Annotated in this window: 26 protein-coding genes, 1 tRNA gene and 2 pseudogenes; 16 read left to right on the top strand and 13 right to left on the bottom strand. The window is 64.2% G+C overall.

Going from position 1 to position 24,005, the window contains the following annotated elements:
- Positions 1 to 25 precede the first annotated feature (25 nt).
- The 3 genes from M8445_RS08205 to M8445_RS08215 all read right to left on the bottom strand — a co-directional run bounded on the left by M8445_RS08205 (position 26) and on the right by M8445_RS08215 (position 1,947).
- Positions 26 to 400, bottom strand: a complete 375-nt coding sequence (locus tag M8445_RS08205) for a 2Fe-2S iron-sulfur cluster-binding protein (protein ID WP_273990868.1) — start codon at positions 398 to 400, stop codon at positions 26 to 28.
- 33 nt (positions 401 to 433) lie between these two features.
- On the bottom strand, positions 434 to 1,000 hold the full coding sequence (locus tag M8445_RS08210) for a 5-formyltetrahydrofolate cyclo-ligase (protein WP_420704084.1): 567 nt from the start codon (positions 998 to 1,000) through the stop codon (positions 434 to 436).
- An 89-nt stretch (positions 1,001 to 1,089) separates the two neighbouring features.
- Positions 1,090 to 1,947 carry a DUF4394 domain-containing protein gene (locus tag M8445_RS08215; RefSeq protein ID WP_273987265.1) on the bottom strand — a complete coding sequence of 286 codons (858 nt, stop codon included), beginning with the start codon at positions 1,945 to 1,947 and terminating at the stop codon, positions 1,090 to 1,092.
- A gap of 238 nt (positions 1,948 to 2,185) precedes the next feature.
- Here M8445_RS08215 and nucS point away from each other — a divergent pair, with 238 nt between their 5' ends.
- On the top strand, positions 2,186 to 2,989 hold the full coding sequence (nucS, locus tag M8445_RS08220; RefSeq protein ID WP_273987267.1) for an endonuclease NucS: 804 nt from the start codon (positions 2,186 to 2,188) through the stop codon (positions 2,987 to 2,989).
- A 52-nt stretch (positions 2,990 to 3,041) separates the two neighbouring features.
- Here the strand turns inward: nucS and hisIE are convergent, their stop codons facing one another.
- Both hisIE and hisF read right to left on the bottom strand, forming a co-directional pair.
- A complete protein-coding gene (hisIE, locus tag M8445_RS08225) occupies positions 3,042 to 3,716 on the bottom strand; it encodes a bifunctional phosphoribosyl-AMP cyclohydrolase/phosphoribosyl-ATP diphosphatase HisIE (protein ID WP_273987268.1) in 675 nt (224 codons plus the stop codon).
- Positions 3,717 to 3,835: 119 nt separating this feature from the next.
- Positions 3,836 to 4,633 (bottom strand): imidazole glycerol phosphate synthase subunit HisF, encoded by a 798-nt coding sequence (gene hisF, locus M8445_RS08230; RefSeq protein ID WP_273987269.1) that lies wholly within the window; start codon positions 4,631 to 4,633, stop codon positions 3,836 to 3,838.
- A gap of 248 nt (positions 4,634 to 4,881) precedes the next feature.
- Between hisF and M8445_RS08235 the strand changes: the two genes are divergently transcribed.
- From M8445_RS08235 to M8445_RS08245, 3 genes are all read left to right on the top strand, one after another.
- The gene (locus tag M8445_RS08235) at positions 4,882 to 5,319 is read left to right on the top strand and encodes a response regulator (RefSeq protein WP_273987270.1); all 438 of its coding nucleotides are present in this window, start codon (positions 4,882 to 4,884) and stop codon (positions 5,317 to 5,319) included.
- A 175-nt stretch (positions 5,320 to 5,494) separates the two neighbouring features.
- Positions 5,495 to 6,607: a transposase gene (locus tag M8445_RS08240; protein WP_273987271.1), complete on the top strand. Its 1,113-nt coding sequence runs from the start codon at positions 5,495 to 5,497 to the stop codon at positions 6,605 to 6,607.
- A gap of 132 nt (positions 6,608 to 6,739) precedes the next feature.
- Positions 6,740 to 7,609 (top strand): DUF72 domain-containing protein, encoded by an 870-nt coding sequence (locus M8445_RS08245; RefSeq protein ID WP_273987273.1) that lies wholly within the window; start codon positions 6,740 to 6,742, stop codon positions 7,607 to 7,609.
- A gap of 158 nt (positions 7,610 to 7,767) precedes the next feature.
- Here M8445_RS08245 and tnpC read toward each other — a convergent pair whose 3' ends face one another.
- Positions 7,768 to 9,177, bottom strand: coding sequence for an IS66 family transposase (gene tnpC, locus M8445_RS08250; protein WP_273987275.1), 1,410 nt, complete (start codon positions 9,175 to 9,177; stop codon positions 7,768 to 7,770).
- Positions 9,178 to 9,317: 140 nt separating this feature from the next.
- Between tnpC and M8445_RS08255 the strand changes: the two are divergent.
- From M8445_RS08255 to M8445_RS08300, 10 genes and pseudogenes are all read left to right on the top strand, one after another.
- Positions 9,318 to 9,791: pseudogene (locus M8445_RS08255) on the top strand (recombinase family protein); the annotation flags it as partial.
- Positions 9,792 to 11,093: 1,302 nt separating this feature from the next.
- Positions 11,094 to 11,228: pseudogene (locus M8445_RS08260) on the top strand (DUF72 domain-containing protein); the annotation flags it as partial.
- A 978-nt stretch (positions 11,229 to 12,206) separates the two neighbouring features.
- Positions 12,207 to 12,404, top strand: a complete 198-nt coding sequence (locus M8445_RS08265; RefSeq protein WP_255674718.1) for a helix-turn-helix domain-containing protein — start codon at positions 12,207 to 12,209, stop codon at positions 12,402 to 12,404.
- A gap of 283 nt (positions 12,405 to 12,687) precedes the next feature.
- Positions 12,688 to 15,213 (top strand): hypothetical protein, encoded by a 2,526-nt coding sequence (locus M8445_RS08270; protein WP_273987278.1) that lies wholly within the window; start codon positions 12,688 to 12,690, stop codon positions 15,211 to 15,213.
- Positions 15,207 to 15,584, top strand: a complete 378-nt coding sequence (locus M8445_RS08275; RefSeq protein WP_273987280.1) for a TubC N-terminal docking domain-related protein — start codon at positions 15,207 to 15,209, stop codon at positions 15,582 to 15,584. Before M8445_RS08270 ends, M8445_RS08275 begins: the two co-directional genes overlap by 7 nt.
- Positions 15,581 to 15,799, top strand: coding sequence for a hypothetical protein (locus M8445_RS08280; protein WP_273987282.1), 219 nt, complete (start codon positions 15,581 to 15,583; stop codon positions 15,797 to 15,799). The genes M8445_RS08275 and M8445_RS08280 overlap by 4 nt, the downstream gene beginning before the upstream one ends.
- Positions 15,796 to 16,026: a helix-turn-helix domain-containing protein gene (locus tag M8445_RS08285; RefSeq protein WP_273987283.1), complete on the top strand. Its 231-nt coding sequence runs from the start codon at positions 15,796 to 15,798 to the stop codon at positions 16,024 to 16,026. The genes M8445_RS08280 and M8445_RS08285 overlap by 4 nt, the downstream gene beginning before the upstream one ends.
- Before the next feature lie 75 nt (positions 16,027 to 16,101).
- Entirely contained in the window at positions 16,102 to 16,839 is a 738-nt protein-coding gene (locus M8445_RS08290) for a hypothetical protein (RefSeq protein WP_273987285.1), read from the top strand.
- Complete coding sequence (locus tag M8445_RS08295; protein ID WP_273987287.1) at positions 16,836 to 17,021, top strand: hypothetical protein; 186 nt, start codon at positions 16,836 to 16,838, stop codon at positions 17,019 to 17,021. Before M8445_RS08290 ends, M8445_RS08295 begins: the two co-directional genes overlap by 4 nt.
- Positions 17,011 to 17,970: a hypothetical protein gene (locus tag M8445_RS08300; protein ID WP_273987288.1), complete on the top strand. Its 960-nt coding sequence runs from the start codon at positions 17,011 to 17,013 to the stop codon at positions 17,968 to 17,970. Before M8445_RS08295 ends, M8445_RS08300 begins: the two co-directional genes overlap by 11 nt.
- Positions 17,971 to 19,146: 1,176 nt before the next feature.
- Here the strand turns inward: M8445_RS08300 and M8445_RS08305 are convergent.
- The 4 genes from M8445_RS08305 to M8445_RS08320 all read right to left on the bottom strand — a co-directional run bounded on the left by M8445_RS08305 (position 19,147) and on the right by M8445_RS08320 (position 20,402).
- Positions 19,147 to 19,428 (bottom strand): hypothetical protein, encoded by a 282-nt coding sequence (locus M8445_RS08305; RefSeq protein WP_273987290.1) that lies wholly within the window; start codon positions 19,426 to 19,428, stop codon positions 19,147 to 19,149.
- Positions 19,425 to 19,721 carry a hypothetical protein gene (locus M8445_RS08310; protein WP_273987291.1) on the bottom strand — a complete coding sequence of 99 codons (297 nt, stop codon included), beginning with the start codon at positions 19,719 to 19,721 and terminating at the stop codon, positions 19,425 to 19,427. Before M8445_RS08310 ends, M8445_RS08305 begins: the two co-directional genes overlap by 4 nt.
- Entirely contained in the window at positions 19,718 to 19,897 is a 180-nt protein-coding gene (locus M8445_RS08315; RefSeq protein ID WP_273987292.1) for a hypothetical protein, read from the bottom strand. Before M8445_RS08315 ends, M8445_RS08310 begins: the two co-directional genes overlap by 4 nt.
- A 61-nt stretch (positions 19,898 to 19,958) precedes the next feature.
- On the bottom strand, positions 19,959 to 20,402 hold the full coding sequence (locus M8445_RS08320; RefSeq protein WP_273987293.1) for a hypothetical protein: 444 nt from the start codon (positions 20,400 to 20,402) through the stop codon (positions 19,959 to 19,961).
- Between the two features lie 161 nt (positions 20,403 to 20,563).
- Here M8445_RS08320 and M8445_RS08325 point away from each other — a divergent pair, with 161 nt between their 5' ends.
- Together M8445_RS08325 and M8445_RS08330 are read left to right on the top strand one after the other, a co-directional pair.
- Positions 20,564 to 20,809, top strand: a complete 246-nt coding sequence (locus M8445_RS08325; protein WP_273987294.1) for a helix-turn-helix domain-containing protein — start codon at positions 20,564 to 20,566, stop codon at positions 20,807 to 20,809.
- A gap of 318 nt (positions 20,810 to 21,127) precedes the next feature.
- Positions 21,128 to 22,126 carry a tyrosine-type recombinase/integrase gene (locus M8445_RS08330; protein ID WP_273987295.1) on the top strand — a complete coding sequence of 333 codons (999 nt, stop codon included), beginning with the start codon at positions 21,128 to 21,130 and terminating at the stop codon, positions 22,124 to 22,126.
- Between the two features lie 96 nt (positions 22,127 to 22,222).
- Here the strand turns inward: M8445_RS08330 and M8445_RS08335 are convergent.
- The 3 genes from M8445_RS08335 to M8445_RS08345 all read right to left on the bottom strand — a co-directional run bounded on the left by M8445_RS08335 (position 22,223) and on the right by M8445_RS08345 (position 23,897).
- Positions 22,223 to 22,297: transfer RNA gene (locus M8445_RS08335), tRNA-Asn, on the bottom strand.
- Positions 22,298 to 22,440: 143 nt separating this feature from the next.
- Positions 22,441 to 22,968, bottom strand: a complete 528-nt coding sequence (locus M8445_RS08340; protein WP_273987296.1) for a YqgE/AlgH family protein — start codon at positions 22,966 to 22,968, stop codon at positions 22,441 to 22,443.
- A gap of 56 nt (positions 22,969 to 23,024) precedes the next feature.
- On the bottom strand, positions 23,025 to 23,897 hold the full coding sequence (locus tag M8445_RS08345) for a hypothetical protein (protein WP_273987298.1): 873 nt from the start codon (positions 23,895 to 23,897) through the stop codon (positions 23,025 to 23,027).
- Between the last annotated feature and the right edge of the window lie 108 nt (positions 23,898 to 24,005).

Here is a 24,005-nt window from a genome sequence, read left to right on the forward strand (position 1 = left end):
GTGTTGCGGGGCCTTCAGGCGTGGATCAGCCCTCGGTGGACGCGCCGGGCCGGGTACTCCAGACGGGTTCCGGTTCGATCTCCTCGGCGGGGGCCTTGCCGGGCTCCAGTCCCGTGCTGGCCGCCGTCTGAAGCGGCGTGACGCTCATGCCGGGCGCGCACTCGATCTGGCAGGACAGGCGCGCCTGCCCGATCAGGTCCTTCTCGGTCAGTTTGTCGAACTCGGCGGCCGTCATGGCGCTCGGCTCTCCCTCCTGAAAGCTGACGCGGCAGGTCGTGCAGCGCGCCACGCCGCCGCAACGGTGCAGGACATCCACGCCGCCGCGCTCCAGCGCCAGCACCAGCCGTTCGCCGCTGCGCGCCTGAATCTCCCCGAACCCCTCCACCTGCACCGTGATCATCTGCGTCATGCGCCCAGCATGGCACACGCGCCGCTACGGGCCAGTCAGGGCCGTCGTGACGCCCTCCTCGGTCGCCAGCCACGCGGCCGGGCAGTCGTGCGCGTCACGCGGCAGGCGCGCTGCCACCAGCGCCCGCGCCGTCACGCCCACCGTCACCCCCGCAAAACCCGGCAGCAGGCGGTCGTAAAACCCGCCCCCGTACCCCAACCGCACACCCCGCACGTCGAACGCCAGCGCCGGCAGCAGCACCACATCCACCGACGACAGCGGCACCCCCGGCGCGCCGGGCGGCGGTTGCAGCGCCCCGAACCGGCTGAGTTCCGTCGCCGACTCCCACGCGTGCAGCGTCAATCTCGGCACGGGGCGAAAGCGGGCACGGGTGGTCAGTAGCTCGAACTCGCCGTGCAGGGCCGCCACGTCCGGCTCACCCGGCAACGCCCGGTACGCCAGCACCCGCCGCGCCCCCACCGACCGCAGGAACACCCGCAGGCCCGCCACGACCTCACCCGACACGTCCGGCAACTCCGCCCGCGTGGCCCGCGCCCATGCCCTCCAGGCAGCCTTGCTGGGCAGGTCGGCGGGTGGATCGGGTCGGGTCACGCCCGCCATTGTGCCCCGCCCGCGCTGCACAACGGTGAACGCCCCCACCGCGCGGGCAGGGGCGTTCACCGGAAACAGGCGCGCGGGGGTTACTGCGCGGCGAGTTTCAGCGCGAGGGACTTGAGCTTGACGCCGCTCAGTTTGCCGCTCAGGGCAGTAGCGGCGCCGCTGGTCAGGTTCACGGTGTACAGGTTGGTGTCGTTGCCCGACACGCTGCTCAGGTACGCGCTGTTGGCCCCGGCGATGTCGAAGCCGGTCATGCCTTCCATCACGTTCACGCCGAGGGTACCGACGGTCTGAAGGGTGTTGAACTGAGGCGCTCCGATGGCCGGGTGCGCGACCAGAATGTCGAGATCGGCGTCAATGGTGAACAGAGCCGTCGTGGTGGGGGCAGTCTTGCCGGTGGCGTCGAACGAGTTGGTGTACGCGGCGGCTACGAGATTGGGGTTCTTGCCCGCGTTCGTGTCACCCGTGGGGTAAGGGGCGAACGTTCCGTCAGCGGTGGTGCCAGCGGGCACAGGTGCATTGGGCACCGGGGTACTAACCAGCGTGTGGCGGAAGTTGGTGTCGTTCGTGCCGATGACGCGCAGGCGGTTGGCGGCCGGGTTGAAGTCAACCCCGACCACCGTGGCGCCGGTGATGGTGCTGTCCACCGTCGCCGCGCCGTTCTCGGTGCTGATCTTGTAGATCTTGCCGCTGGCAGTCACGCCGTACAGCAGGCCGTCGGTGTTGCGCACGTCCAGGTCCACCAGGGTGTCGGTGCCCAGGCCCGTGATGTCCGTCTTCACGTAGCTGGCGTCGGGGTTGCCCAGGCCGAAAGTCACGAGTTTGCCGTCGTTGCTCAGGCCGTAGGCGAGCTGGCCGGTGGGGGCGTCGGGCGTGCGGTTCATGTTGCAGGAGGCGAGGGCGACGGTGGAGATCAGGGTGAGCAGGGCAACTTTTTTCATGGTGGTTCCTCCGGGAAAGGGGCCTTCGTGGTCCGTTGGTGCGCAGGTCGGGCTCTCGGGCGGGGCGGGGCAGTCGGGGCGGGCGTGAAGGTGCAGCTTAGTGAAGGTCAGGCGCAGTGAAGCTGGAGTGATGCTCTACCCAGGTGTATGCGGCGCGGCCCGGACTGGATCACGGGTCACGTTCACGTGAACTTTGGCGAGTTGCCATGGAGTTCACATGCGGGTTTCATGGGATTGGTTGGATTCAGCTGCGTGCGCGCTATGCTGCCCGGCGCGCGCCGCGCACCTGCCCATGCTGATCGACTCCCTGACCCACCCGACCCCGGACGCCCTGCTGACCTTCCTGCGCGCTCAACTGCACGCCCGCGTGACCCTGCACCTGGCGGGTGAGGTCGAGGTGCTGTACGCCGGGCGGGCGACCAGCATGGCCGAGGCCGGGGACCGCCTGCTGCTGCTCAAGCCTGACGGGTCTTTGCAGGTGCACGGGCCCCGCGGCGTGAAACCCGTGAACTGGCAGCCGCGCACCGATCACCTGAGCGCTGAACTGGAAGACGGGTGCGTGGTGCTGCACGCCGAGCGCCGCAGTCCCGCCGAGGTGGTGCGGGTGCGCGTGATCGGGTGCGCGCAGGTCACGGCCCTGCACCTGGGCGACGAGGCGTTGTTCCTGCTTCAGGGCAGCGAGGCGCAGATGCAGGCGGCGCTGGCCCGCACACCGGACCTGATCGAACCGGGCCTGAGCGTCCTGAACCGCGAACTGCTGGTCGGGGTGGGCGGCATCGACCTGTATGCCCGGGACGCGCAGGGCCGCTTCGTGGTCGTGGAACTCAAGCGCGGCAAGGCCGGTCACGAGGCCGTGCATCAACTGGCCCGGTACGTGCAGGCCGTGCGGGAACAGGTGCCCGGCACCGTGCGCGGCATCCTCGCGGCGCCCGACATCACCGTCCCGGCCCTGAAGGTCGCGCAGGCCGCCGGACTGGAGTACGTGAAAGTCGAGGCGCTTCCCCAGGTGCCCGAGGAAGCGCTACAACCCACGTTGTTCTGAGGAGGTGGGTTGCGGTGACTGCGCACCGCTGCCCGCGCCCTTACGGTCTTCCTCAGCCCACTTCTTTCGGGCCTTTCAGGCCGGTTTTCCCCTCGCGTTCGTGCAGCACGGCAGCCACGTCGGCGGGCGAGACGCCGACCTCGGCCATGGCGAACAGGGTGTGGAACAGCAGGTCGGCGACCTCGGTGGCCAGTTCGGCGCGGTCGTGGTTCTTGGCGGCCAGCAGGACCTCGCCGCTTTCCTCGCTGATCTTCTTCAGCACGCGGTCCAGGCCTCCGGCGTGCAGGCGGGCCACGTAACTGTTCTCGGGCAGCGTGGCAAGGCGCTCGGTGATGGTGGCAAACACGCGGTCCAGCGTGCCGTCCAGCCCGGCCTGGGGGGCCTGGGTGGTCAGTAGCGGCTGGTGGTAGCAGGAGTACGCGCCGGTATGGCAGGCGGGGCCGGTCTGCACGACGCGGTACAGCAGGCTGTCGGCGTCGCAGTCGGCCTGCACGTCCACGACCTGCTGGGTGTGGCCACTGGTCGCGCCTTTCACCCACTGCTCCTGCCGGGAGCGGCTGTAGTAGGTGGCCTCGCGGGTGTCCAGGGTGCGCTCGACGGCGGCGCGGTCGGCGTACGCCTGCATCAGCACGGCGCCGCTGCGGGCGTCCTGCGTGACGACCGGGATCAGGCCGGTCTGCGGGTCGAAGTTCAGGGCGTCAAGGCTCAGGGTGTCGGGGGTGGTCATGTCAGGCCCCTCCGGGGGCAGGGAAACAGGCAGGAAAAGCAGGGGAGAGGTTCACCGTGCGCGGCTCACCGCCGGTCGTTCACGGCTGGCGACGTTTGGGCGGGCGCCTGTGGGTTGTTTCAGAGGTGCGTGTCGTGCCAGTCGGGCCGCACGGGCAGCCCCTCGCCTTTCAGGTACGCCTTGACCTGCGGGACGGTCAGTTCTCCGAAGTGAAAGACGCTGGCGGCCAGCGCCGCGTCGGCCCAGCCGCCGTCCTCGCCGCCGCGCAGCACGTCCCGGAAGTCCTCGAGTTTCCCGGCCCCGCCGGACGCGATCACGGGAATGTCCAGCGCGCGGGCCACCGTGCGGGTCGCCCCCAGGTCGAAGCCGGCGCGGGTGCCGTCGGCGTCCATGATGTTCAGGCAGATCTCGCCCGCGCCGAGTTCCTGGCCGCGCACGGCCCACTCGATCAGGTCCAGGCCGGTATCCACGCGCCCACCGGCGCGGTACACGTTCCAGCCCTGGCCGTCCGGGCGACGTTTGGCGTCGATGCTCAGCATCACGCACTGCGCGCCGTGGTGGTCGCTGGCCTCGCGGATCAATTCGGGGCGGGTCACAGCGCCGCTGTTCACGCTGATCTTGTCCGCGCCGGCCATCAGCAGTTGCCGGAAGTCCGAGAGGTGGTTCACGCCGCCCCCGATGGTCAGGGGCATCATGACCTGCTCGGCCACGCGCGCCGCGACGTCCAGCATCAGACTGCGGCCCTCGTGCGTGGCGGTGATGTCGTAGAACACCAGTTCGTCGGCCTGCTGCGCCTCGTACGCCTGGGCCAGTACCAGGGGGTCCCCGGCGTCGCGGTGGTCCTCGAAGAACCGGACGTTCTTCACCACGCGGCCGCTCTGCACGTCCAGGCAGGGAATGATGCGCTTGGTCAACATGACGGCAAGTCTACGCGCTCGGCGCGGCCCGGACCGTGGGCAGGAGCGGGCTCGTCTGCACGCCTGCGGGCCACCTGCAGGGGCGCGCGGCACTCGCCACGCAAAAGGTCTTTACTGCACAGAACAGGTCCTCAAATGTTAAACTAACTTTAGAAAACCCTCATAGACCCTGCTAAGCTGATGGTCACCAGTGACACCCGGTCACAGGTTCTCCTCGCACTGACCCGGCCAGCGGCCGTGGGGGCACCGTGAATACCCGCAGGATCCTGCTTATCGACGACAACCCCAACGACGTGGAACTCGCCCTGACCGCCCTCGACGAAACTCCGGCCGGTCCCGGCGGCCACGAGGTCAGTGTCGCCAGCAGCGGCCCGGAAGCCATCGCTCTGCTCGAACAGGCCCGCGTGCGAGGCACGCTGCCCGACCTGATCCTGCTGGACCTGAAAATGCCGCACATGGACGGCATCGCCGTGCTCGACGCCATCCGCGCCAACGCCGCGCTGCGCGGCATTCCGGTCGTCATGCTCACCACCAGCGGCGAGGGCCGCGACATCCGCGAATCCTACGCGCACGGCGCCAGCGCCTACGTCATCAAACCCATGGACTTCACGCAGTTCCGGGACGCCATGCGCACCATCCAAGCCTTCTGGACCACCCTGAACCGCCCCCCCAGCCTCAACGGCTGATACGGACTCCGATTGAATGGCTTATAAAGCCTTTCAATCCGAGCGGATGCGAGTAGGAGAGAAACGCCCCTCCGGGCGTGGAGTTGGCAACCCGGTGTGTTTCCGGGTTGTTAACTGACATGTTGCAGTTTTAGAAAAGGACGTCTGGCACGGCGCTTTGGCCTCAGAATGAGGTGTGAACCCAAAGAATGCACGTGCCAGACGGCTCTATTCTGACATCCTCACCTGCTTTTCGCGCAAACAACATCGCGATTCCTTTCAGGTCTTCCTGGACCTCCTCCTCGACGGTTCCGGTCGTCCCCTGCCCACTCGCGCAACCGTCAAATCGCCCTCCGCGATCAGTCGATTCCTCAACCACACGATCTGGGATCTCCGGACACTCTGCCGCTTCATGCGCCAGGCTGCACTCCAGCTCTTCAATGACACCTGGAAACATGCTCCACACCAGCGTCCCCGGGTCGAATTCCTGGTCGACCTGACCAGCCTCGAAAAGGCAGGAAAGTTCCCCGGACTCTCCGACTGGATGCACGTCCTGAACGCCGTGAACGGCGTTCACCTGGTCGTCCTGTACATCTGCTGTGGAGACCTGAAGCTCCCCTGGGCCTTTCAGATCTGGCGTGGAAAAGGCACGTCCTCACCCGCCGCGTTAGCCCTCAAACTGCTCCGCACTGTTCCACCCGTCATGCTTCAGGGGAAGCGCCGCCCCCGTCTGCATGCAGACGGGGGCTTCGAAAGTGCGGAGTTCATTGAGGCCGTCCTGGAAAGAGAAATAGACATCGTGATTGGTGTCCGGCGCAACAGAACACTCGCGAATGGGACACCCATTCACGAGCTGATGACCCGCGGGTACAAGGCACAACTCCAGGGTCTGAAACCCACCATGTACGTCTCGTGGGCATGGCTATACCGGAACAAAGAGCCAGAGCAGCGCTTCGTCATGTCGAACATCAACCTGGGCGGCAAGTACCTGGCCAGAGTCGGGAAACGCCGCTGGCGGATCGAGGGCTTCTTCAAGACCATCAAGGGGCGGTTCGGCCTGGAGCGGTTCGCGCAGCACAGCAAAACAGGTGTGATGCGGTGGTGGTGTCTCTCAGGGCTGGCGTATCTGCTCTGCCACTTGGCGGATCAGGATGTGCCGCCCAGACCACCGGGAACATGGCCAGATTGGGGAGCGTTAGCGAGAACCGTTCGGTTCTCGTTTATCCCAGAAGTGCGTCGTAGAGCGCTTCAACTGGAACTCGCCGAGCTTGATGCCTTCCAGGACGCACTTTCTGCTCCCGCCCCCTAAACTGCAAGATGTCAGTTAACGAAACAGACGGAATCCGTATGACCCGCACCACCCGCCGCGCCCGGAACGCTCAAGGCCACCGCAAGGGCGCGGCAGGCTCAGCACGTACCCCGCGCCGTTACCCTGGACCTTATGCGCGTGTACATTGGCTGCGGCGGCTACAGCAACGACGACTGGACAGAACAGGGCCTGATCTACGAGGGCGTCCGCAAGGACGACTACCTCGCCACCTACGCCCGGCATTTCGACGCCGCCGAACTGAACAGCTCCTTCTACGCCATTCCCGGCCTGAAAGCCTTCGAGGGCATGGCCCGCAAGAGCGGCGGCCGGGTGCGCTTCACCGTGAAACTCCACCGGGTCTTCACGCACGACCGCGCGCCCACCGACGCCGACTTTGACCGCATGCTCCAGAGCCCCGAACCGCTGCGGGAGGCGGGCGTCATGGGCCCCTACCTCGCGCAGTTCCCGTTCTCGTTTCACCGCACGCCCGCCAACCGCCGCTACCTGGGCCAGCTGGCCGAACGCTTCGCCGGGCACGAACTGGCCGTCGAGATGCGCCATGAGGGCTGGGACCGCCCGGAAGTCCGCGAAGGCATGGCCGAGCGCGGCCTGATCTGGGTCAGCCCCGACTACCCGCCCGCCGGAGGCCTGCCCGAACCGCAGCTGCACGTCACCGGCGACGTGGGCTATCTGCGCCTGCACGGCCGCAACGCCGGCAGCTGGTGGGAAGGGCAGAGCGCCGCCGAACGCCACGACTACCGCTACAGCCGCGCCGAAATGGACGAGTGGGCCCAGAAGATCGCCCTGGCCGCCGACGACCTGAGCGAACTGTACGTCCTGTTCGAGAACACCACTACTTACAGGTCACAGAAGGGTGAACTTAACATCTTCCGTCAGATACGCACTTTCCAGCTCCTTATGGCTGAAAGATTCGGCTACCAGCCCCCTGAAGGTGCCTCAGAGCTAGCGCACTATGACTACCCCCAGACCCTAGGGCTGTAGGCCCCACAGACAGGCGCTACACTCCTACAGGGGCTAGGCACTACCCCGCCTAGCCACCACTTCCAGCAGGGCTACCAGTTGAGCGGTAGCCCTGAATTCTTGCCCCATAAAAAAGCCCCGTCTGTGATTAGCGGTCGGCCGAAAGGTCAAGCGTCCAGTCAGCGCATCAGGCCGGTCAGGACCGCGACGGGGTCCTGACCGCGCAACCGCGCGGTCTCCACGGTGGACTTGATCCGCATGTACGTCTGCGCACCCACCGCGTTCTTGCTGCACTGCGAGACCTTCCTCGCCATCACCACCGTCCGCAGGCTCCGTTCCGCTGCGTTGTTCGTCGGTGGAATGTCCGGGTCCTTCAGGAACCGCCACAACCGATCCAGTACGCTCTGCTTCAGGATTCCCAGTCGAAGTCGCTCGTTTGCCTTCGACTTCAGTGGTGCCCGGTTCAGCAGGGCGTCCAGACGCAGGGTGAGTACCTCACCCTGCTGCGCGTAGTCCTCTCGCGTACACACGCCCGTCGTCACGTCCTGGTGCAGTCGGATGCCGTCCCGGAACACCTGCGCGACCCGTTGCCCATACAGTTCTCCTCGCCCGGGTTGCCGCTGGAGAACAGCGGCAACCTCATCCGCGTTGCGGATCAGGTGCGCCAGGCACTTCTGCTGCCGGACGTCCTGCAGGAAGCGGCTGTCGTACGAGGAGAAGCGGTCGCTGATCAGCACGCCGGCGAAGTTGTGCCCCAGACCTTCCCGGACTTCCACGTTGGTGTGCCGCAGGTTCGCGCGGAACAGCACGGTGTCCGCGCTGCGGAAGGCGCCTACCCAGGCGTTCTGGGCGCCGACCCGCCAGCCGGTGTCGTCGTGATGCACGTAGGGCGCCTGCTGGATCTGTGTCTGCAGCGCGTCGACGTGGGCCGCCAGGGCGCTGCCGTCAGCTGCAAGCCGCTGTGCGGCTTGCGTGATCGCACCCTGCGTGATCTGGAGGCCGCCGAGGAGGTCCATGACCCGACCGATGCGGCGGACCGGCAGGCCCAGCTCGTGATGCAGGGTCTGAAGGGTGGCGTGCAGGACGGGACCGAGTCGGTGGGCAGTCGCACCGACCTGATCGGCTTTCAGATCAGGATGGTCACCACGCATCGCGTGGTGACACTGCGGGCACTCCATAACGGGCACGTGATACTCGGTGATCTGCATGGCGTTCTGGGGGACGAGTTCCGTGACCCAGGCCTTGTCCTGACGGGTGAAGATCAGCAGGCCCGTGAACCCACATCGAGGACAGGTGTTGGGCGTGTCGACCTCTACGGTGGCCGTGATCTGCTCTGGCGTGGGTGAGGCCTTGTGCGCGAAAGTGCCTTCACCAGGACGGCGTCCTGGTGATTTGGGATCGGCGGTGCGCTTCTCCCGGCTGAAGGGGGCGGCGTACTTGCGTTCCCGCCGTTCGAGTTCCTCGATGCGCTTCTTCAGGCGGGCGATTTCCGCTTTGAGGGCTTTGTTCTCGGCGATCAACTGGTCGATCTGCTCGGACTGACGACGGATGATCTCGAAGAGATCCTTCTCAGTCGCCCCAGTGCTCATGCACAGCATGGTAACGGCAGGAGTGCCCGGCCGGAAGCCGGGCACTCGAAAGCGCGCTAATCACAGACGCGTGACCTTACGTAAATAGGATAGAATAACCCCGCTGGGAGTCTGGAAGCTTCCGCAAAGGGGTAGGAAAAATGAACCTTAGAGACACTGGTTTTGCCGACAGGTACGCTATTTACACTCGGGTATCTACTGATGGTCAGGAAGACAACACCAGTCCAGAAGGGCAGATGAGGGCCTGTGAGAAGTACGCAGAACAGCAGGGCTGGGAAGCTGCTAGCCCTAAGAGCTGGTATCACGATACGGTTAGCGGTACTAAAAAAGGTATTGATAGGAAAATGCTTGCTGAGGTCTATGACCTTATTGAAGAGAAGAAGATTAAGCACGTAATTATCAAGAGGGTTGATAGGATAGGTAGAGATGCTGCTGTTATTAGGGAAATTATTAAAGCAGTTTATGATTTAGGTGGGAAAGTCAGCATTGCTGATAAGGGGCGCACGTATAAAACTTATCGAGAGTGCGAAAAGGATATCAAGTTTGAAGGCTTCTTTGCACAATACGAAAGAGATAATATTGTAGAAAAGAACTTGGAAGGCAGGGTAAACCAGTTCAATAGAGGCTCTGCTTTGGGCAAGCAAGCTTTCGGATACAGAACCGAATTAGACCCTAACCAGAAGACTAAGTTTAGGGTTGTAGTTATCAACCCTTCTGAAGCTGATTCTCTGGTAGACTTCCTGTCATATTTTGCGGATAAAAAGAACATCAAAGAGGCTATTGATTACTCGATTGAAAAAGGCTACAGGGTTAGAAGTGGTGGATATTTCACCCATCATTTTTTCAGGGATACCCTTAAGCTGCTGGATAAATACAACGGTAGGCCAATCGAGGAAACATACAGCTTTGATGAAGAGGTTTTTAATAGAACAATCTCTTACCCTAAAATAGTTTCTGACGATTTATACGCTAGGGTTATGGAAGCCTACAGCCTAAAGAATAAGGCTGGTAGGGGGAAATTTGAGGGTATCCGTCCTTTTGGTGGTCTGGTGTCCTGTAGCTGCTGTGGTGAATTTGCAACAGTGAGAGTTAAGAGCATCAAGCGCAGAGAAGGTTATTCTACTTTTATTGTCGGCTGTTCTTCTTATGGGCGTAATGTCCAGAGGGCTTACAGGAATGAGGGTAAGAGCAATAATCCTGATTGTGCTAAGACCTTTAGATACACAGACCTTGTAACTGCTCTTATGAAGTTCCTTGATGAAGCTAGTGAATTGGGTTTAGAAGAGAATTACTCTAGAGAGTTGTCTAAGGTACTGGTTAAGCTGAATACCCTTCTGAAGCACATAAATCTTTATACCTTAGAGAGGGATAATTTAGCTAGTGAAAAAGAGGATTTGAGGACTACTGTAAACACCCTGATTAAAATTGGTGGAGATGCTAAGAGTTTTATTGATGCAAACAAAGATAGAATAGAAGATATTGAGATTAAGATTGAGGATTTTAGCGAGAGAATCAAAGGCGCTAGGAAGGAATACAACAGGTTAGCTGAGATGCTGACGGCTTCAGGGCTGCCTATTACCCCTGAGTTTGTACAGAGTGTGTACCAGCGTCAGAACAGCGGCATAGGGGGCATTGTGGGTATGGCGTTTGCTGCACTCGCTAGGGGGGAAGATGAGTTTGAACTTCCCGACGAGATGCGGCTAGAGGAAGTTGTGCTGCCTGATGTGGTGAACCAGCTAGCCGCAGAACTGGCAGAGGGTCTGAGGCTGCTGAAGGGGCTAGTGCAGGCTGAAGAGTGGGCAGAGGTGAACAGCCTTCTGTATCGCTTGGGTATCAGGTTCTATGCCGACTTCAACACCCCCAAGGGTGAAGAGGTTGAAGTGTCTGTGGTGGTGAATCTGAGTGACCCTAAAAATGTCCAATTTGAGAACACGACCAAAGGCCACGCGCTGCACAACATTCCCCAGTTGCGCGAGGCCCTGAACGCCCACGGCGTTCCCGTGCAGACCCCCGACCCCGGCCACGGTCCCGAACAGGGCCGCCTGCTCTGAGCGCGACCGCTTGGGCCTGGGCCAGACATGAAAAACCCCCACCGAAGTGGGGGCTTTGCGTGGCTCGGCAGGTTGGGGTCGAACCAACGACCGTCCGATTAACAGGGGGACGCTATCTCATCCCGATTCACCCCGGCACCTTCCGGCATGGGCTAAATAGTCCCTCTGGAACGTGCTTTTTTCATTATAGGCGGGCGGGGCTGTGACTTCCTATGCCCGCTTATGCCCTCTCATCCCGTATCGGTTGGGCACGGGTTGGGCATAAGCGCGTAAGTCGAAACCAGAACATCCGCAACCTAGGCGGGCGCACGAAGGAACACCTCAAAGCGACCTTCGAGGACTTTTTCAGACAGTGCAAGAACCTGTATTCGTATACGAAACGCACTTCATGGCGGGAACTTTTACACGCGGCGGGACGTGCCGTGAATACCGCTGTTTCTGCGGCCGACCTATAAGCCCGTGCCGACTTTCACAAGCTGTGGATAACTGCCCTGATAACGTACCAGACGGGAGAAAACCGCATTTGCTAGCGCGGAAACGGCATGAATTGATTAGAAGAGTGATTGGTGACCTCTTGCAATACTTGATCCCAGGTGATCCCGATTGGCTAACGCCGCCCGGTCATCGAAACACAGTGTGGCTCCAGCCATGTGACGTATGAAAAAAGAATCCACAGGTTATCCACAGGAAACACCCGGTTTTACACAGTTTTATCCACAGGTTATATGCGTGCTGGGACGGGATGAAATAGGGTTATCCACAGTTTCCACAGGCCCTATTACAGCTTTACGGGCAGGGTTCCATAATTGAATTGTCATCAAACAGGAGGTGACTACATGAACCGTGATTCGCCAAACTCAACAGAAACAGCGAATAGGAGCGCAACCCGCCAAGATCGCCGCTCCTACTCGCCTCAGTTAGCCGAAAGCCCCACTAGGGGCACTCTCAAGCCGTAACGACCTCAAGGGAGGCCGCACCATGACTGTAATCCAAGAAAGCCCCGCTCGACTCACCCGTAAGCCTGAAGAGGCCGCCCCCATGCTGGGCGTAGGCCGGAACGGGGTGTATGACCTCATCCGCTCTGGGCAGCTTCGCAGCATCCGCGTAGGCCGGAAAATCCTCATTCCTCTGACTGCCATTGAGGACTTCCTGAACGGCACGGGCGGCAGCAAATGAAAGCGGCCCGTCAGTGGAATGACGGGCGCGGGGGTAGCAATCGGGACACCCGCAGCTTATCAGACTTGCACGCCCTGGCCTTACTCGACATGCAGCGACCCGGCAACATCGGCGCGGGCCTGAAGGTGGCAGAAATGCTCATGGCCCTTCCGGGCTTCCGGCCCCGGAATGGCGGTCAGGCGTGAGTGCGGCCGCAGACTTCGCCCAGTTCTTCCCCCCTAACCCCGTAAAGCATGGCCGTGTGACGGGGCGGGACGCTCAGGGGCACAAGCTGGCCTCGACGGTGAAAGACGCCCCGGTGACCCTACAGGCGCTTGCTACGCACCTGGGCGAGGGTGGCCGCAGTGCGGATAACGCGCTGGGCTACCTGCCCGGATATGCAGACGGTACGGATGTGGGCGCCCTGGACCTCGACGCAAAAGACTTCCCCGGTGAGGGGATGGGGGAAGCACTGCGGCGCGTGCTCGATACCTTCGCCGGTCAGGGCTTGAACGCCTACCCGGAACGCAGCACGAGCGGCAAAGGCTGGCATGTTTGGACGTTCGCAGACGGCCGCCTGACCTGGGCGGAAATGATCGGCGCACTTGCCCGGATACGGGAACTGTCCGGGTTGCCGGTGACCGTCGAGACGTACCCGATGGGGAAGCCGGATGCGGCGGGGCGGTGGATTATCACCCCCTATGCCCTGGCCCTGGCAGAGCGTCAGGGCGTCACACCCAGACTGGGCCGGACCTACCTTGAAAACGCAGACGGGCAACCCATCCCGGTAGACGAACTGGGGGAATGGATTCAGCGTGGCCCCGCGCAGACGTTCCGGCGTCTGGCCGCCCAGGTGCCGCCCGCCTGTGCGCCCGAATCACCCGCCCGGAAGTCCGGGTCTGACCTCGCGGCCCCGGCAGTGGACGTGCTACTGCGCCTCGCGGCGTCGAAAGCCCCGCCCGCCCGTCATGATGCGGCGGCCGCGTTCCTGAACCTGGGGGCGCGGGCCGGTGACCTTCAGGGAATGCTTGAGGGGCTGGGCGGGGCTGACGTGTTCAGCGTGTGGTGTGCGGATGGTTCACGCACGCCCGCCCAGTGGGAAGAGGAATTACAACGCTGGGCTGTCACGATTGAAGCGGGGGGCGGGGAAGGGCGCGGCGTGCCCTACCTGCGGGACGTGTGCGGCTATGACATTCCCGCCCTTCCCAAGGCGGGCGGGGATGACGGCGAAAGCAGGCGCCCCCCGGCTGGAACGCGGGCGCTCGAATACGCGCAAGAGGACGGCGCGGAACTCTGGCACGATCAGACAGGCGGAACGTTCCTGACTGTGGCTGTGAAAGGGCACCGTGAGCACTACCGCCTGCCTGGGCGGGCCGTGCGTGACTACCTTCAGGCGCTTTTCTGGCAGAAGGAACGCCGCGCCCTGAACGGTCAGGCACTCAGTGAAGCCGTGGGCCTCATGCAGGCCATAGCGAGGCGGGAAGGGCAGGAATACCGCACGTCGCTCAGGGTGGCGCATCTCGACGGGCGCACCTTCCTTGACCTGGGCACAGACGCCTGGGAAGCGGTGGAAGTCAGTGGCGGTGACTGGCGAGTGATCGCCCCTGACGCCTGCCCTGTCCGGTTCACCCGTCCCCCTGGCCTCTTGCCTCTGCCGGTGCCGGTCAAGGGTGGCGAGCTGGGCGAGTTGAGCAGCTTCCTGAACACAGACGAGCGGGGCCTGATGATGTGCGCGGCGTGGCTACTCGCGGCCCTGTCCGGCATGAGTCCCTTCCCCGTGCTGGCGCTCAGTGGCGAGCAGGGCACCGGCAAGAGCACGGCCGCAACGGCACTAAGGAACCTGATAGACCCGAATCAGGCTGACCGGCGCCGCGCCCCGAAAGAGGAACGTGACCTGTTCGTGGGGGCGCAGAACGGGCACGTCATGAGCCTGGATAACCTGTCGAGCATTCCCGCGTGGCTCAGTGACGCACTGTGTGTCCTGTCCACAGGCGGGGCGTTCACTGCCCGCACCCTGTACAGCGACGGCGAAGAGACAATCCTTGAGGCCGTGCGGCCCGTGATCGTGAACGGGATTCCTGACCTATTGGCCCGCCCTGACCTTGCGGAACGTGCCCTGACCGTCACCCTGTACCGCATCCCCCCAGAGCAGCGCCGCACAGAGCGCACCTTCTGGAAGGCGTATGAAGAGGCCCGCCCGCGCCTGCTGGGGGCGCTTCTCACGGCTCTGTCTGAAAGTCTGCGGAACCTCGACAGTGTGGAACTCAAAGAGGCCCCGCGCCTAGCAGACTTCGCCCGCCTGATCGTGGCAGGGGAAAAGGCCCTGCCCTGGGCTGAAGGGGCGTTCATGACGGCATACGGGGACATGCAGACAGAAGCGGCAAGTACCGTGCTCGACGGTGACCCCGTGGCAGAGGCGTTACGCCGCCTGATGCACGATCAGGAACAGTGGACCGGCACGGTCAAAAAGCTACTTGGCATATTGGGAGAAAGAGAGTACCCAGACGGGCGCGTTCCGCAGACGTGGCCCCGCACACCCCGCGCCCTGGGCGCAAGTCTGCGCCGCCTCGCCCCCGCCCTGAGTAAGACGGGGTACACGGTCACGCCCGCTGGGCGCTCGAAAGACGGTGAACGCTACCACCTGTCTAAAGTGGGGGAATCAACCTACACCACGTTCACCACATACACCGGGGACGTGTCAGACGAGGAAAAACCGGGTGAACATTGCGCGGCCGAAGTACACCCGCCCCTGATCGAAGTACACCCCGCCCCCGTGAAGCGCCCTGTGCCCGCCCCCGTCCCTGAAATGGAGGTGATTCACGAATGGTGAGTCCTGACCTGCTGCAAGAGTTGGCCGCGCGAGGCGTGCGGCTGGAAGTCGAGGGCGGGCGCCTGATCGCCCGCGCCCCTGACGGCGCCGTGACGCCGGAACTGTCGGCACAGATCAGGGCACACAAGGCTGACCTGATCGCGGCCCTACAGCCCAGCCGGGGCACGCTTGCGCCTCTGCCGGAAGCCCTGGTCAGGCTCATTCGTGCCGCCGTGGGAAACCATCTGAACTTCCCCGCGCCCCTTCCGGGCGGGTTGGTATCCAACCTGGGGGAATACGTACTCGCCACGGCGGCCATGTACGCGGCGGGCGTCGAGCCGGAACGGCAGATACAGGCCCTATGGGAAGCGCGGGGCGCGTGGGCAGCATGACCGCCTTCAGATGGGGACCGCTTGACCGTGCGCCCCTCTCGCCCCTGAGCCTGGAAGCGGCACAGCGAGCGGGCCTGCACCCTGACACGTACCGCGCCGGGTACGCCCTCGCTACTCGCGCACCGTGGCACATCCTGACCGCCTGGGAATGCGAAGAGGTCAGCACGCCGGAAGCCTACGCGGCCCTCACAGCCTGGGAAGGGGGGCGGGCATGACGGCCGCGCACGGTGTCCCCGCTGGCATCCCTCACGGCCTGACGGCTGGACAGGTTGCCCGCGCCCTGAACCTGAAGGAAGAGACGGTCAAGCGGGCACTCACTACCGGCGCTCTGCCTTCCTGGCGCGTCGAGCATGGGCGCGGGTGGCGGTACGTGCGCCCCCATGACCTCGCTACGTTCGCTGCTGACCGTGGGTTGCCGCTGGACTGGGGCGAGCTGCTGTAACCCCGTTCACCCCGTTTCCACCATTCACCCCGTCCGGCCTGAATAGCTGGGCGGGGTTCCTGCATTGTGGAAGGCATGAGTAAGCAGAGACTAGACCGGGAAATTAAAGAGACACAGAAAGCCTTAGAAAACCTGCGGGCGGATGAATTGCAACTCGCCACACTGGAAGCTGAGAAGGCGGCCACACTGCGGGAATTGCAGAGCGGCAAGTCACGCGACTTCGCCCGCATGGCAGAGGTGGAAGGGCACCGCGCGGCCCTCGCCTCGATGCTGGAAGATCAGCGGGCAGAGATTGAGCGCACGGCCGCGCACCTGGAAGCCCTGGGCGTTCAGCGGGACCGGGAAGGGCACCTTGAGCGCGTCGAGTCCCTCGCGGCTCAGATTGAGCAGAGCCGCGCCCAGCTTCACGGCGGTCTGCGGGGGCTGGTGGAGAGTCTGACGCCGGAACTTGAGCGCCTGATAGGACTTCACGGCCGGTGGGCTGATCTGCGGGCGCAGTGGATCGAAACGGCCCGCGAGATGGGCGAAGTCACTAAGAATGACTGGGGGCGCTCTGTGGTGAGTGACGCCCTGCTGAGTGAGCTTCAGGGGCGGGGCGTGAATGTGGACGCGCTGCGCTACTCGCGGAACTTCCAGCCGGAGACAACCGCAGACGTGACCGACCCCCTGCCCCTTCAGATCGTAGAACCGTTCAGTTACGCGGCGTTCCCTGAGCGTGTCGAAACGTTCACCGGCACCCTCTTCAGGGAGGCCCTGATCGGGTGGCACGCGGCCCGCAGTGACCGCGCACGGGCGCACCGGGGCGAGCTGTGACCGGCAAGCCGGACGGGGCGCTGGGGCTGCTGATCGCCCGTCTGTTCCCCAGGCCAGACCCGGCCCGCCGTCCGTATGACCCGCTGGAAGAGGTGCGCCGTCTGGCCCTGGGGCTGGAACGCGGGCAGGAAGAGGCCGGACGGGACCGCGCCCAGGTGGAAGAGGTGAAGCATGAACAGTGAAAACTACGAAACAAACGCCGCCCCCGTCGAGCGTGACCCCAGGGGCGCAAACGCCCAGAGGCACGGCATCCTGAGTGAGCACGTCCCCCCGGCAGAGCGGGCCGCGTACCTCGCGCACGTCGAGGCGGTCAGGGCGTCGAGCGGCGCACGCGGCTACCTGCAAGAGCGCCTAGCAGAGCGGGCGGCCCTCGCCCTGTGGCGACTTGACCGCGTGGCCCGCTTTGAGGCGGCTGAATCCGCGAGTGAGCAGCGGCGCGTGCTTCAGGGCATCTCTGAAGCCGTCGAGTACGGGCACGCCGGGGCCGTCACCAAGGCATTCAACCGCCTTCACCGGATGGTGGGCGAGAGTGCCGCGTGTCTGCGGGCTGACCCGTCCCTGAGTGAAGCGGAAGCCCTGAGACTGGAAGGGACGGCCGCGCACCTGGAAGCCCTCGCGGCTGGGCATGACGGGGCGGGACTGTCTGACAATGAGTCTTACCCCGTGGGGTACGCCCTGGGCACGTACATGCTGACGGTGAAAGTGAAGCCGGGTGAGATGGTGCAGGCCATGACCGGCCGGAAGCCCAAAGCGGGGGACGTGGAAGCCGTCGAGTGTGGCGACTGGGAATATGAAGCGGAAGAGTTGCCGGGACTGGTCAGCCTGTGGCGTGCGCGACTGCCTGAGTTTGGGGACCGGGTGCTGCTGAGTCTCGCCCTGACGCAACGGGAACGCGCGGCGGGCGTGCGGGCGGCGGCCCTGGAAGCCCAGCATGTGAAGCGGGACGCCCTGAACCTCGCGGCCCTGCCTTCCGGTGAAGTGCTGGAGAAGGTCACGCGGTATGAAGCGCACCTTGAGCGGGTGCTGTACCGGGCCTTGCATGACCTGGAAGCGGCGCGGCGTCAGGATGAGGGACAGGACACGCCGGGGCCTCTGCGGGGCGTTGTGGACGCTGGCGAGCGGCACGCCTGACCGGGCGGCACCCTGACAATTCCGAACATTTGCGCGGCCCTGGGATGACCTGGGGCCGCGTTCCTGTGCTCACTGGGGATATCCCCAGTCACGGCGGGGCAGCTCATCTGTGAACGGTTCACAGATGCCGCGCTTCACTGTAAATAGTTGCAGTGAGGCGTCACTGTCCGATTCAGGCAGTGACCCGTCCATCTGGCGGAATCCTCCAGATAGACCGGCACGCCTGGGGACACTGTTCAGAGTGTGGACAGTCTGACCGGCACACCTGACGGAAGCTAACGCCGTGCCGTGCGAGGTTCCGCCGTTTCAACCGGCAGCACACAGGTAAAGGCGGCACGTATGAGGGGGGCCGGACCCCCCGCTTACCGTCGATTCCACCGACCTATTCAGCCTGCACCATTTTGCCGGAGGGGACAAAATGATGTGATTCGCCCGCGCACGCGTGGGGGGCACACCCTGGAGTCAGATGGCTCCAGGGTCGGAGCCCTCGCGCCCGCGTGCGCGTGGGGGGCACACCTTCCGGTTGAAACGGCGGGTGGCAAGAGGTGGCAACTCGACGCGGTGCGACCTTCATCAAGTCTTAACTGTGCATTTTGCTCAGTTAAGGAATTATTAAGAGGCCGGTATTTCTCAAGTTGAAACGGAGGGTGGCAAGAGGTGGCAACTCGACGGGGTGCCGGTTGAAACGGCGGCCCGAAGGATCCCGAAAGTCTGAGCGGTGCAGGTTGTGGCATTCCGCACAACCTCGCAGGAACGCGAGGCCCGCCCGTCCCTCTGTGTAAAGTTTGTCCGGCCTTTCTGTGTCAGCTTTGTACGCCCTGACCGCTGGAATAAGTCACGCTGGCTGCACTTTTTACCGGCGCGGGTAAATTGATCGGGGGCACTGTTGCTGATAGCAACGGCGGGCGCTGTGTGGACCTGTCATGGGGTGCGCCTGTGCCTGCACCTGTCATGGGGTCTGCCCTGACTTCCTGGGGTTGACCCCGAAAACCTAAGCTGGCCTAAGTCTGGCGTAGGGTGCCCTATCGCCTGAATTGTCCGGTATCGCCACACGGGCACCGCTGGAAGTCCGCGCCTGGAAGCCTGGAATAAATGGAGCTGGCTACATGAATTGCCCCGCCCTGTGATCGGGGCGGGACTTTCTGCGGTGCGGGCTGTAAAGGGCAGAACCAGGCGCTAGGGGGCGCGGCGCTCTGCCATGAGGTCACGCATGACCGCGCGGGCCTGATGCGCGGCCTCTTCCTCTGAGCCGGTCAGGAAGCCGGGGCGGGTGCCGTACACGTCGAGCCACTCGCCCAGGGCGCGGGCGAGCACCTGAGCCATGTACGCTTCCGCGCCTTGATGCTCGATGACTGACAGGCGGCACGGGGCGCACAGCATCTCTTCCGTGCCGTGATCGTGCGTGAAGGGCGCGGCGTGCGGGGCGTCACACTGGGCGCAGATCGGGGCGGGCGTCATGCCTGACCGCCTGTGATGCGGTGCAGGTAGGCGAGGGCGTTTTCATCCGGTTCACCGGCAGGGCCGCCCCAGGCTTCCCCTTCACAGGCGAGCAGGGCCGCGAGTTCCACGGGCCGGAACGTGTGCGCCCAGTGCGCGGCCCACTGCCGGACAACGGGGGTCATGAGTTCGTGCAGGTGCGAGGCGGCCGCCTCTTCTAGCCCTACCTGAGCGGTGCAGGCGGGGCACAGGGGCGTTTCCCTGAAGGGCAGGGCGGGCACGTCCCCGCAGCGGTCACAGGTGGCGGCCGTCACGCGCGGGCCTCTTCCAGTGCGCGGGTGTGCCCGGTCTGGATTGCGTCGAGCTGGGCGAGTTCCGCCGTGAGCTGGGCGCGGCGTTCCTCGATACGGGCGAGTGCGGCGCGGCGCTCTGCGGGGGTCAGGGTGGCGTGCTGTGCGGCGCGGGCGGTCTGTTCGTGGGTGTCAGTCATGGTGTCCTCTGGGGGTGTGAGTGAAGGGGGGGCGTCATCCGGTGACGCCCCCGGTGAGGGGTCAGGCGGCGGTGCGGGCCTGGGGGTACAGGCGGCACAGGTGCGCCCAGACGGTGCGGGCTTCCTGTTCGGTGAGGGTGGCGAGACTGGGCAGGGGTGCCCACTCGCCCAGGGCGGCGGCCGCGAGGGCGTAATGCTGGGCGCTGGGAAGCCCCAGGCGGCCCATGAGGCGGTGCAGGCGGGCGGCGCGGGGCTTCCCGATGGTGGGGGCCGGTTCGGGGGTGCGGTACTCGCTGACCAGTTCGGTACGGGTGGCGTAGTGCAGGACGCGCACGGCGTCAGCGACGGGGGCGGGCTGGCCGTCGAGCTGGGCAGTCAGGGTGCCGTGCTGATCGGCAGTCAGGGTGACGGTGTGCAGGGTGTCGCCCCAGTATTCCCCGTGGGGGCGGTGTTCCGTGACCGTTTCCCAGGTGCGCGTGATGTTGCGGGGCTTGCTATCTTTCATGGTGATTCCTTCCGAACGTGGGAGTCAGAGAAGGCCGGGAACTGTAGGAGGTGACCGGCCTTTCTGCTGTTGATATTATTAGGCATAGTGCCTATACTGTCAATAGGCAAAGTGCCTATAAGACAAGGGAAGGCAGAGCGCCTAACCTAGACTCAGGGGGAATGAACGTGAATGAAGAAATCCGCGCCCGTATACGCGAGGAAATGAACCGGCAGAACATCACGCAAGCTGAACTTGCGCGGCGGCTGGGCGTAAAACAGCCTTCAGTCGCTCAGATCATGAGCGGGAAGCGCGGCACCATGCCTGAAAGCCTGCTCGACTTGCTAGGCGCTCTGGGGCTGACCCTGAAGGCCGTTCCGATTGACGCACAGGCAGAGCGCCCAGGCGGTGCAGGTGATGAACATTGACCGTCAGGCCCGCTTGAACGTTCACCCGTAAAAAGTGCGTCTGGGACACGCCCGGTGTACGTGGTGAACTTGGTGTAGGTTGATTCCTTTCCTTTATGGGTGCGGGGGCAGACAGTGGCAAGAAAGGGTGACAAGCCCAAGAGAGGGAACGGGCGCGGGTCAATCCGTCGCCTGACCTCTGGGCGGTATCAGTGGCGGGCAACCGTCGAGCTTCCGAACGGCGAAGTGCAGCGGGTCAGCGGAACCGCAGACACGAAAACAGAAGCAGAGGAAGCACTGAGCCAAGTGCGAACAGACGTAAGGCGCGGTCAGTTCACCGTGACGCCGCAGACGACCCTGAAGGAATACGTGCTCGCGTGGCATGACCTACGCCGTGACGCCCAGGCAGCGAAGTACAGCCACGGGCAGAAAAACATGATTGACACGCACATTGTCCCCGCGCTGGGCGGGCGGAAACTTGCCAGCATCACGCCGCGTGACCTGGAAGTGTTCTACTCGGAACTTCAGCACCGTGACGAGCGCCGGACAAAAACGCTTGGGAAGCCCCTCAGTGATTCCATGAAAAGGCAGGTTCACAACATCATGCGGCAGGTGTTCGCGGAAGCCGTCAGGCATGGCGACCTTCTGCGGAATCCCGCAGACGTGGTGCGCCCCAGGTACACCCGCGAGGCTGCACAGGATGAAACGTCGAAAGCCTGGACAGAGGAAGAGGCAGGGCGCTTCTATGCCGTGGCAAGGCAGGACCGGCGCGGTGTGGCCTTCTGCTTCATGCTCTCGACGGGAATGCGGATAGGGGAGACTCTGGGGCTACGGTGGGAGAACGTAGACGTGGAAAACGGGCTGGTGCATGTGCGGGAAGCCCTGGTCAGTCTGAGCGGGAAGGCGCACCGGACCACCCCGAAAACGGCGCGGTCACGCCGGACCATCCGTGTATCAGGGGACGCCCTGACCATCCTGCGAGACATGCCGGGGCAAGTGCAGCTCGACAGGGAAGCCCAGGGGGTGCGGTATGTGGGCAGTGACGCCGTATTCACCACCTCGCGCGGTCTGCCCATCCTGCCGGACAACGTTTACAAGCTGATGCAAGCCCTCTGCCAAAAGGCGGGAGTGACGTACAAGGGGACGCACGTACTCCGGCACAGCTTTATTTCCATTCACGGGCAGAAGGGACAGGCCGTCGAGGTCATTAGTGCCCATGTAGGACACGCCCGCGCCTCATTCACACAGGACAGGTACAGGACCGTATTCCAGAAGGAACGCGAGGCCCTGACTCTGGACTTTGCACCTCTCACGAAAGACTCAGAAGAGGAAGTCTAGGAATGCCGTTGGGCACGGGTTGGGCACGCCAGAGGGGGCGCGGTGTGTTGGGCACGCGAGACAAACGAAAAAACCCCCTCTGGGAGGGGGTTTGCATGGCTCGGCAGGTTGGGGTCGAACCAACGACCGTCCGATTAACAGTCGGATGCTCTGCCACTGAGCTACTGCCGAATACCTGTGGCGGGCCGTTTCCGGCGCGAGAGGGATAGTAGCACGCACCCATATGCCGCGCAAGCCCTCCGGGTGTGAGGCCCCCACCTGTCCAGACACCCGGCCCGGTTCAGGGCCAGTTCGGGGCTGGTCCGGGGGCCAGTTCAGGCCTGAGCGCCGCCCGGCATGATGGTTTCCGGCGTCACGCCCAGCCGGTCCAATGCCTCCTGCCAGCGCTCCCCGGCGGGCACGTCCCACAGCAGCTCCGGGGTGTCCTGCTCCACCCACACCCAGCTGCCCTCACGGGCTTCCTCGGTCAGTTGCCCCGCGCCCCACCCGGCGTACCCGAGGACCAGCATGAAGCGCTGCCCCGAGGCCATCACGGCGCGCAGCACGTCCAGACTGCTGGACACGTTCAGGTCCGCCGTCAGCCGCATCTCGCCGTCCAGGCCCACGGGTTGCGGGTACAGGCACCACCCGAGCGTCGGGTCGACCGGGCCGCCCATCCAGGCTGGATCGGGTTGTCCCGGCGTGTCGGGCAGCAGGTCGCTGACACTCTGGCCCATGGGGGCGTTCACGATCAGGCCCATCGCGCCCTGCCGGTCGTGTTCCAGCAGCAGGATCACCGCGCCCCCGAACACCTCGCCGCGCAGGTGCGGGCTCGCCACGAGAAAAGTCAGTGGGCCGCTCATCACCCGGCAGGATACCGCGCCCTGAGCGGCTGTTCGGGAATGTCCAGCAGGAACGTTCAGTACGTGATGCGCCGCGTGACGGTCATGAACGTCTGCCCCTGCATGGTGCCGGTCTGCGCCGTCCAGTTACCCCGGTCGTCGTAGGTGAAGGCCCACTGTTCCTGCACGTCGCCCAGGTCGGCCATGCGGATGCGCGTCACGCGCCCGGCCGGGTCGGTGTCCATCAGTTGCGCGGGAAGAAGCTCACCGTTCGCGCGGTCCTCCACGCGGATGCCCGTGCCGTCCGGGGCGTAGGTGTACGTGGTCTGGCGGGTACTGCCTGCGCCTGATCCGGGGAGGCTGACGGTGATCTCCCGCCGGATCAGGCGGCCGCGTTCATCCAGCCGCGCGGTCGTCACCTGGGACACGGCCCCGGCGCGCGTGACCCGCTCCACCACCTGCCGGTTCGCGGTGGAGTAGGTGCAGCTGACCTGTTCCTTCACAGCCTGGAAGGTTTCAGTCTCCCAGACGCCGCTGTAGCCCGTCAGCCGCCCCTGCGCGTCGAAGGTCAACGTGATCGGCTCGCGCGGCTGCTTCTGCAACTGCGCGAGCGTGACACTCTTCCCGCTGAACACGCCCTCCAGGCCGACCCAGGCGCGCTGGTAGCTGGTCTTGCCGGTCAGGGTCAGCAGCGTCCGGGTCTGGTCGCCCGGGGCCTGCGTCTGGATCTGCGTCAGGCGGCCGCTCTGGAAGGTGAACGTGCGGGTAGTGGTGCGTGGGGGCTCGTCCGGCGCGGCGGGATTCGCTTCGCTGCGAATCTCGGTCACCTGCCGTGGGGTGCCCATCAGCCGGGGCAGCAGCGTGCGGTCCTCGCCGGGCACGTCGAAACAGTACGCGGCGTGGGCCATGCCCAGGGTCGCAAGCAGCAGCAGGGTCAGGAGGCGGCGCATCGGCCCGCAGCATAGCTTCACCCTGGCAGAGCTGCGCCCGTGCCGGAACAGAAAAACCCCCACCGCAGCGGGTGGGGGCAGGGGAGGGCGCCGGGGCTTGACCGGAGC

The sequence above is a fragment of the Deinococcus aquaticus genome, from assembly GCF_028622095.1.
GTDB lineage: Bacteria > Deinococcota > Deinococci > Deinococcales > Deinococcaceae > Deinococcus > Deinococcus aquaticus.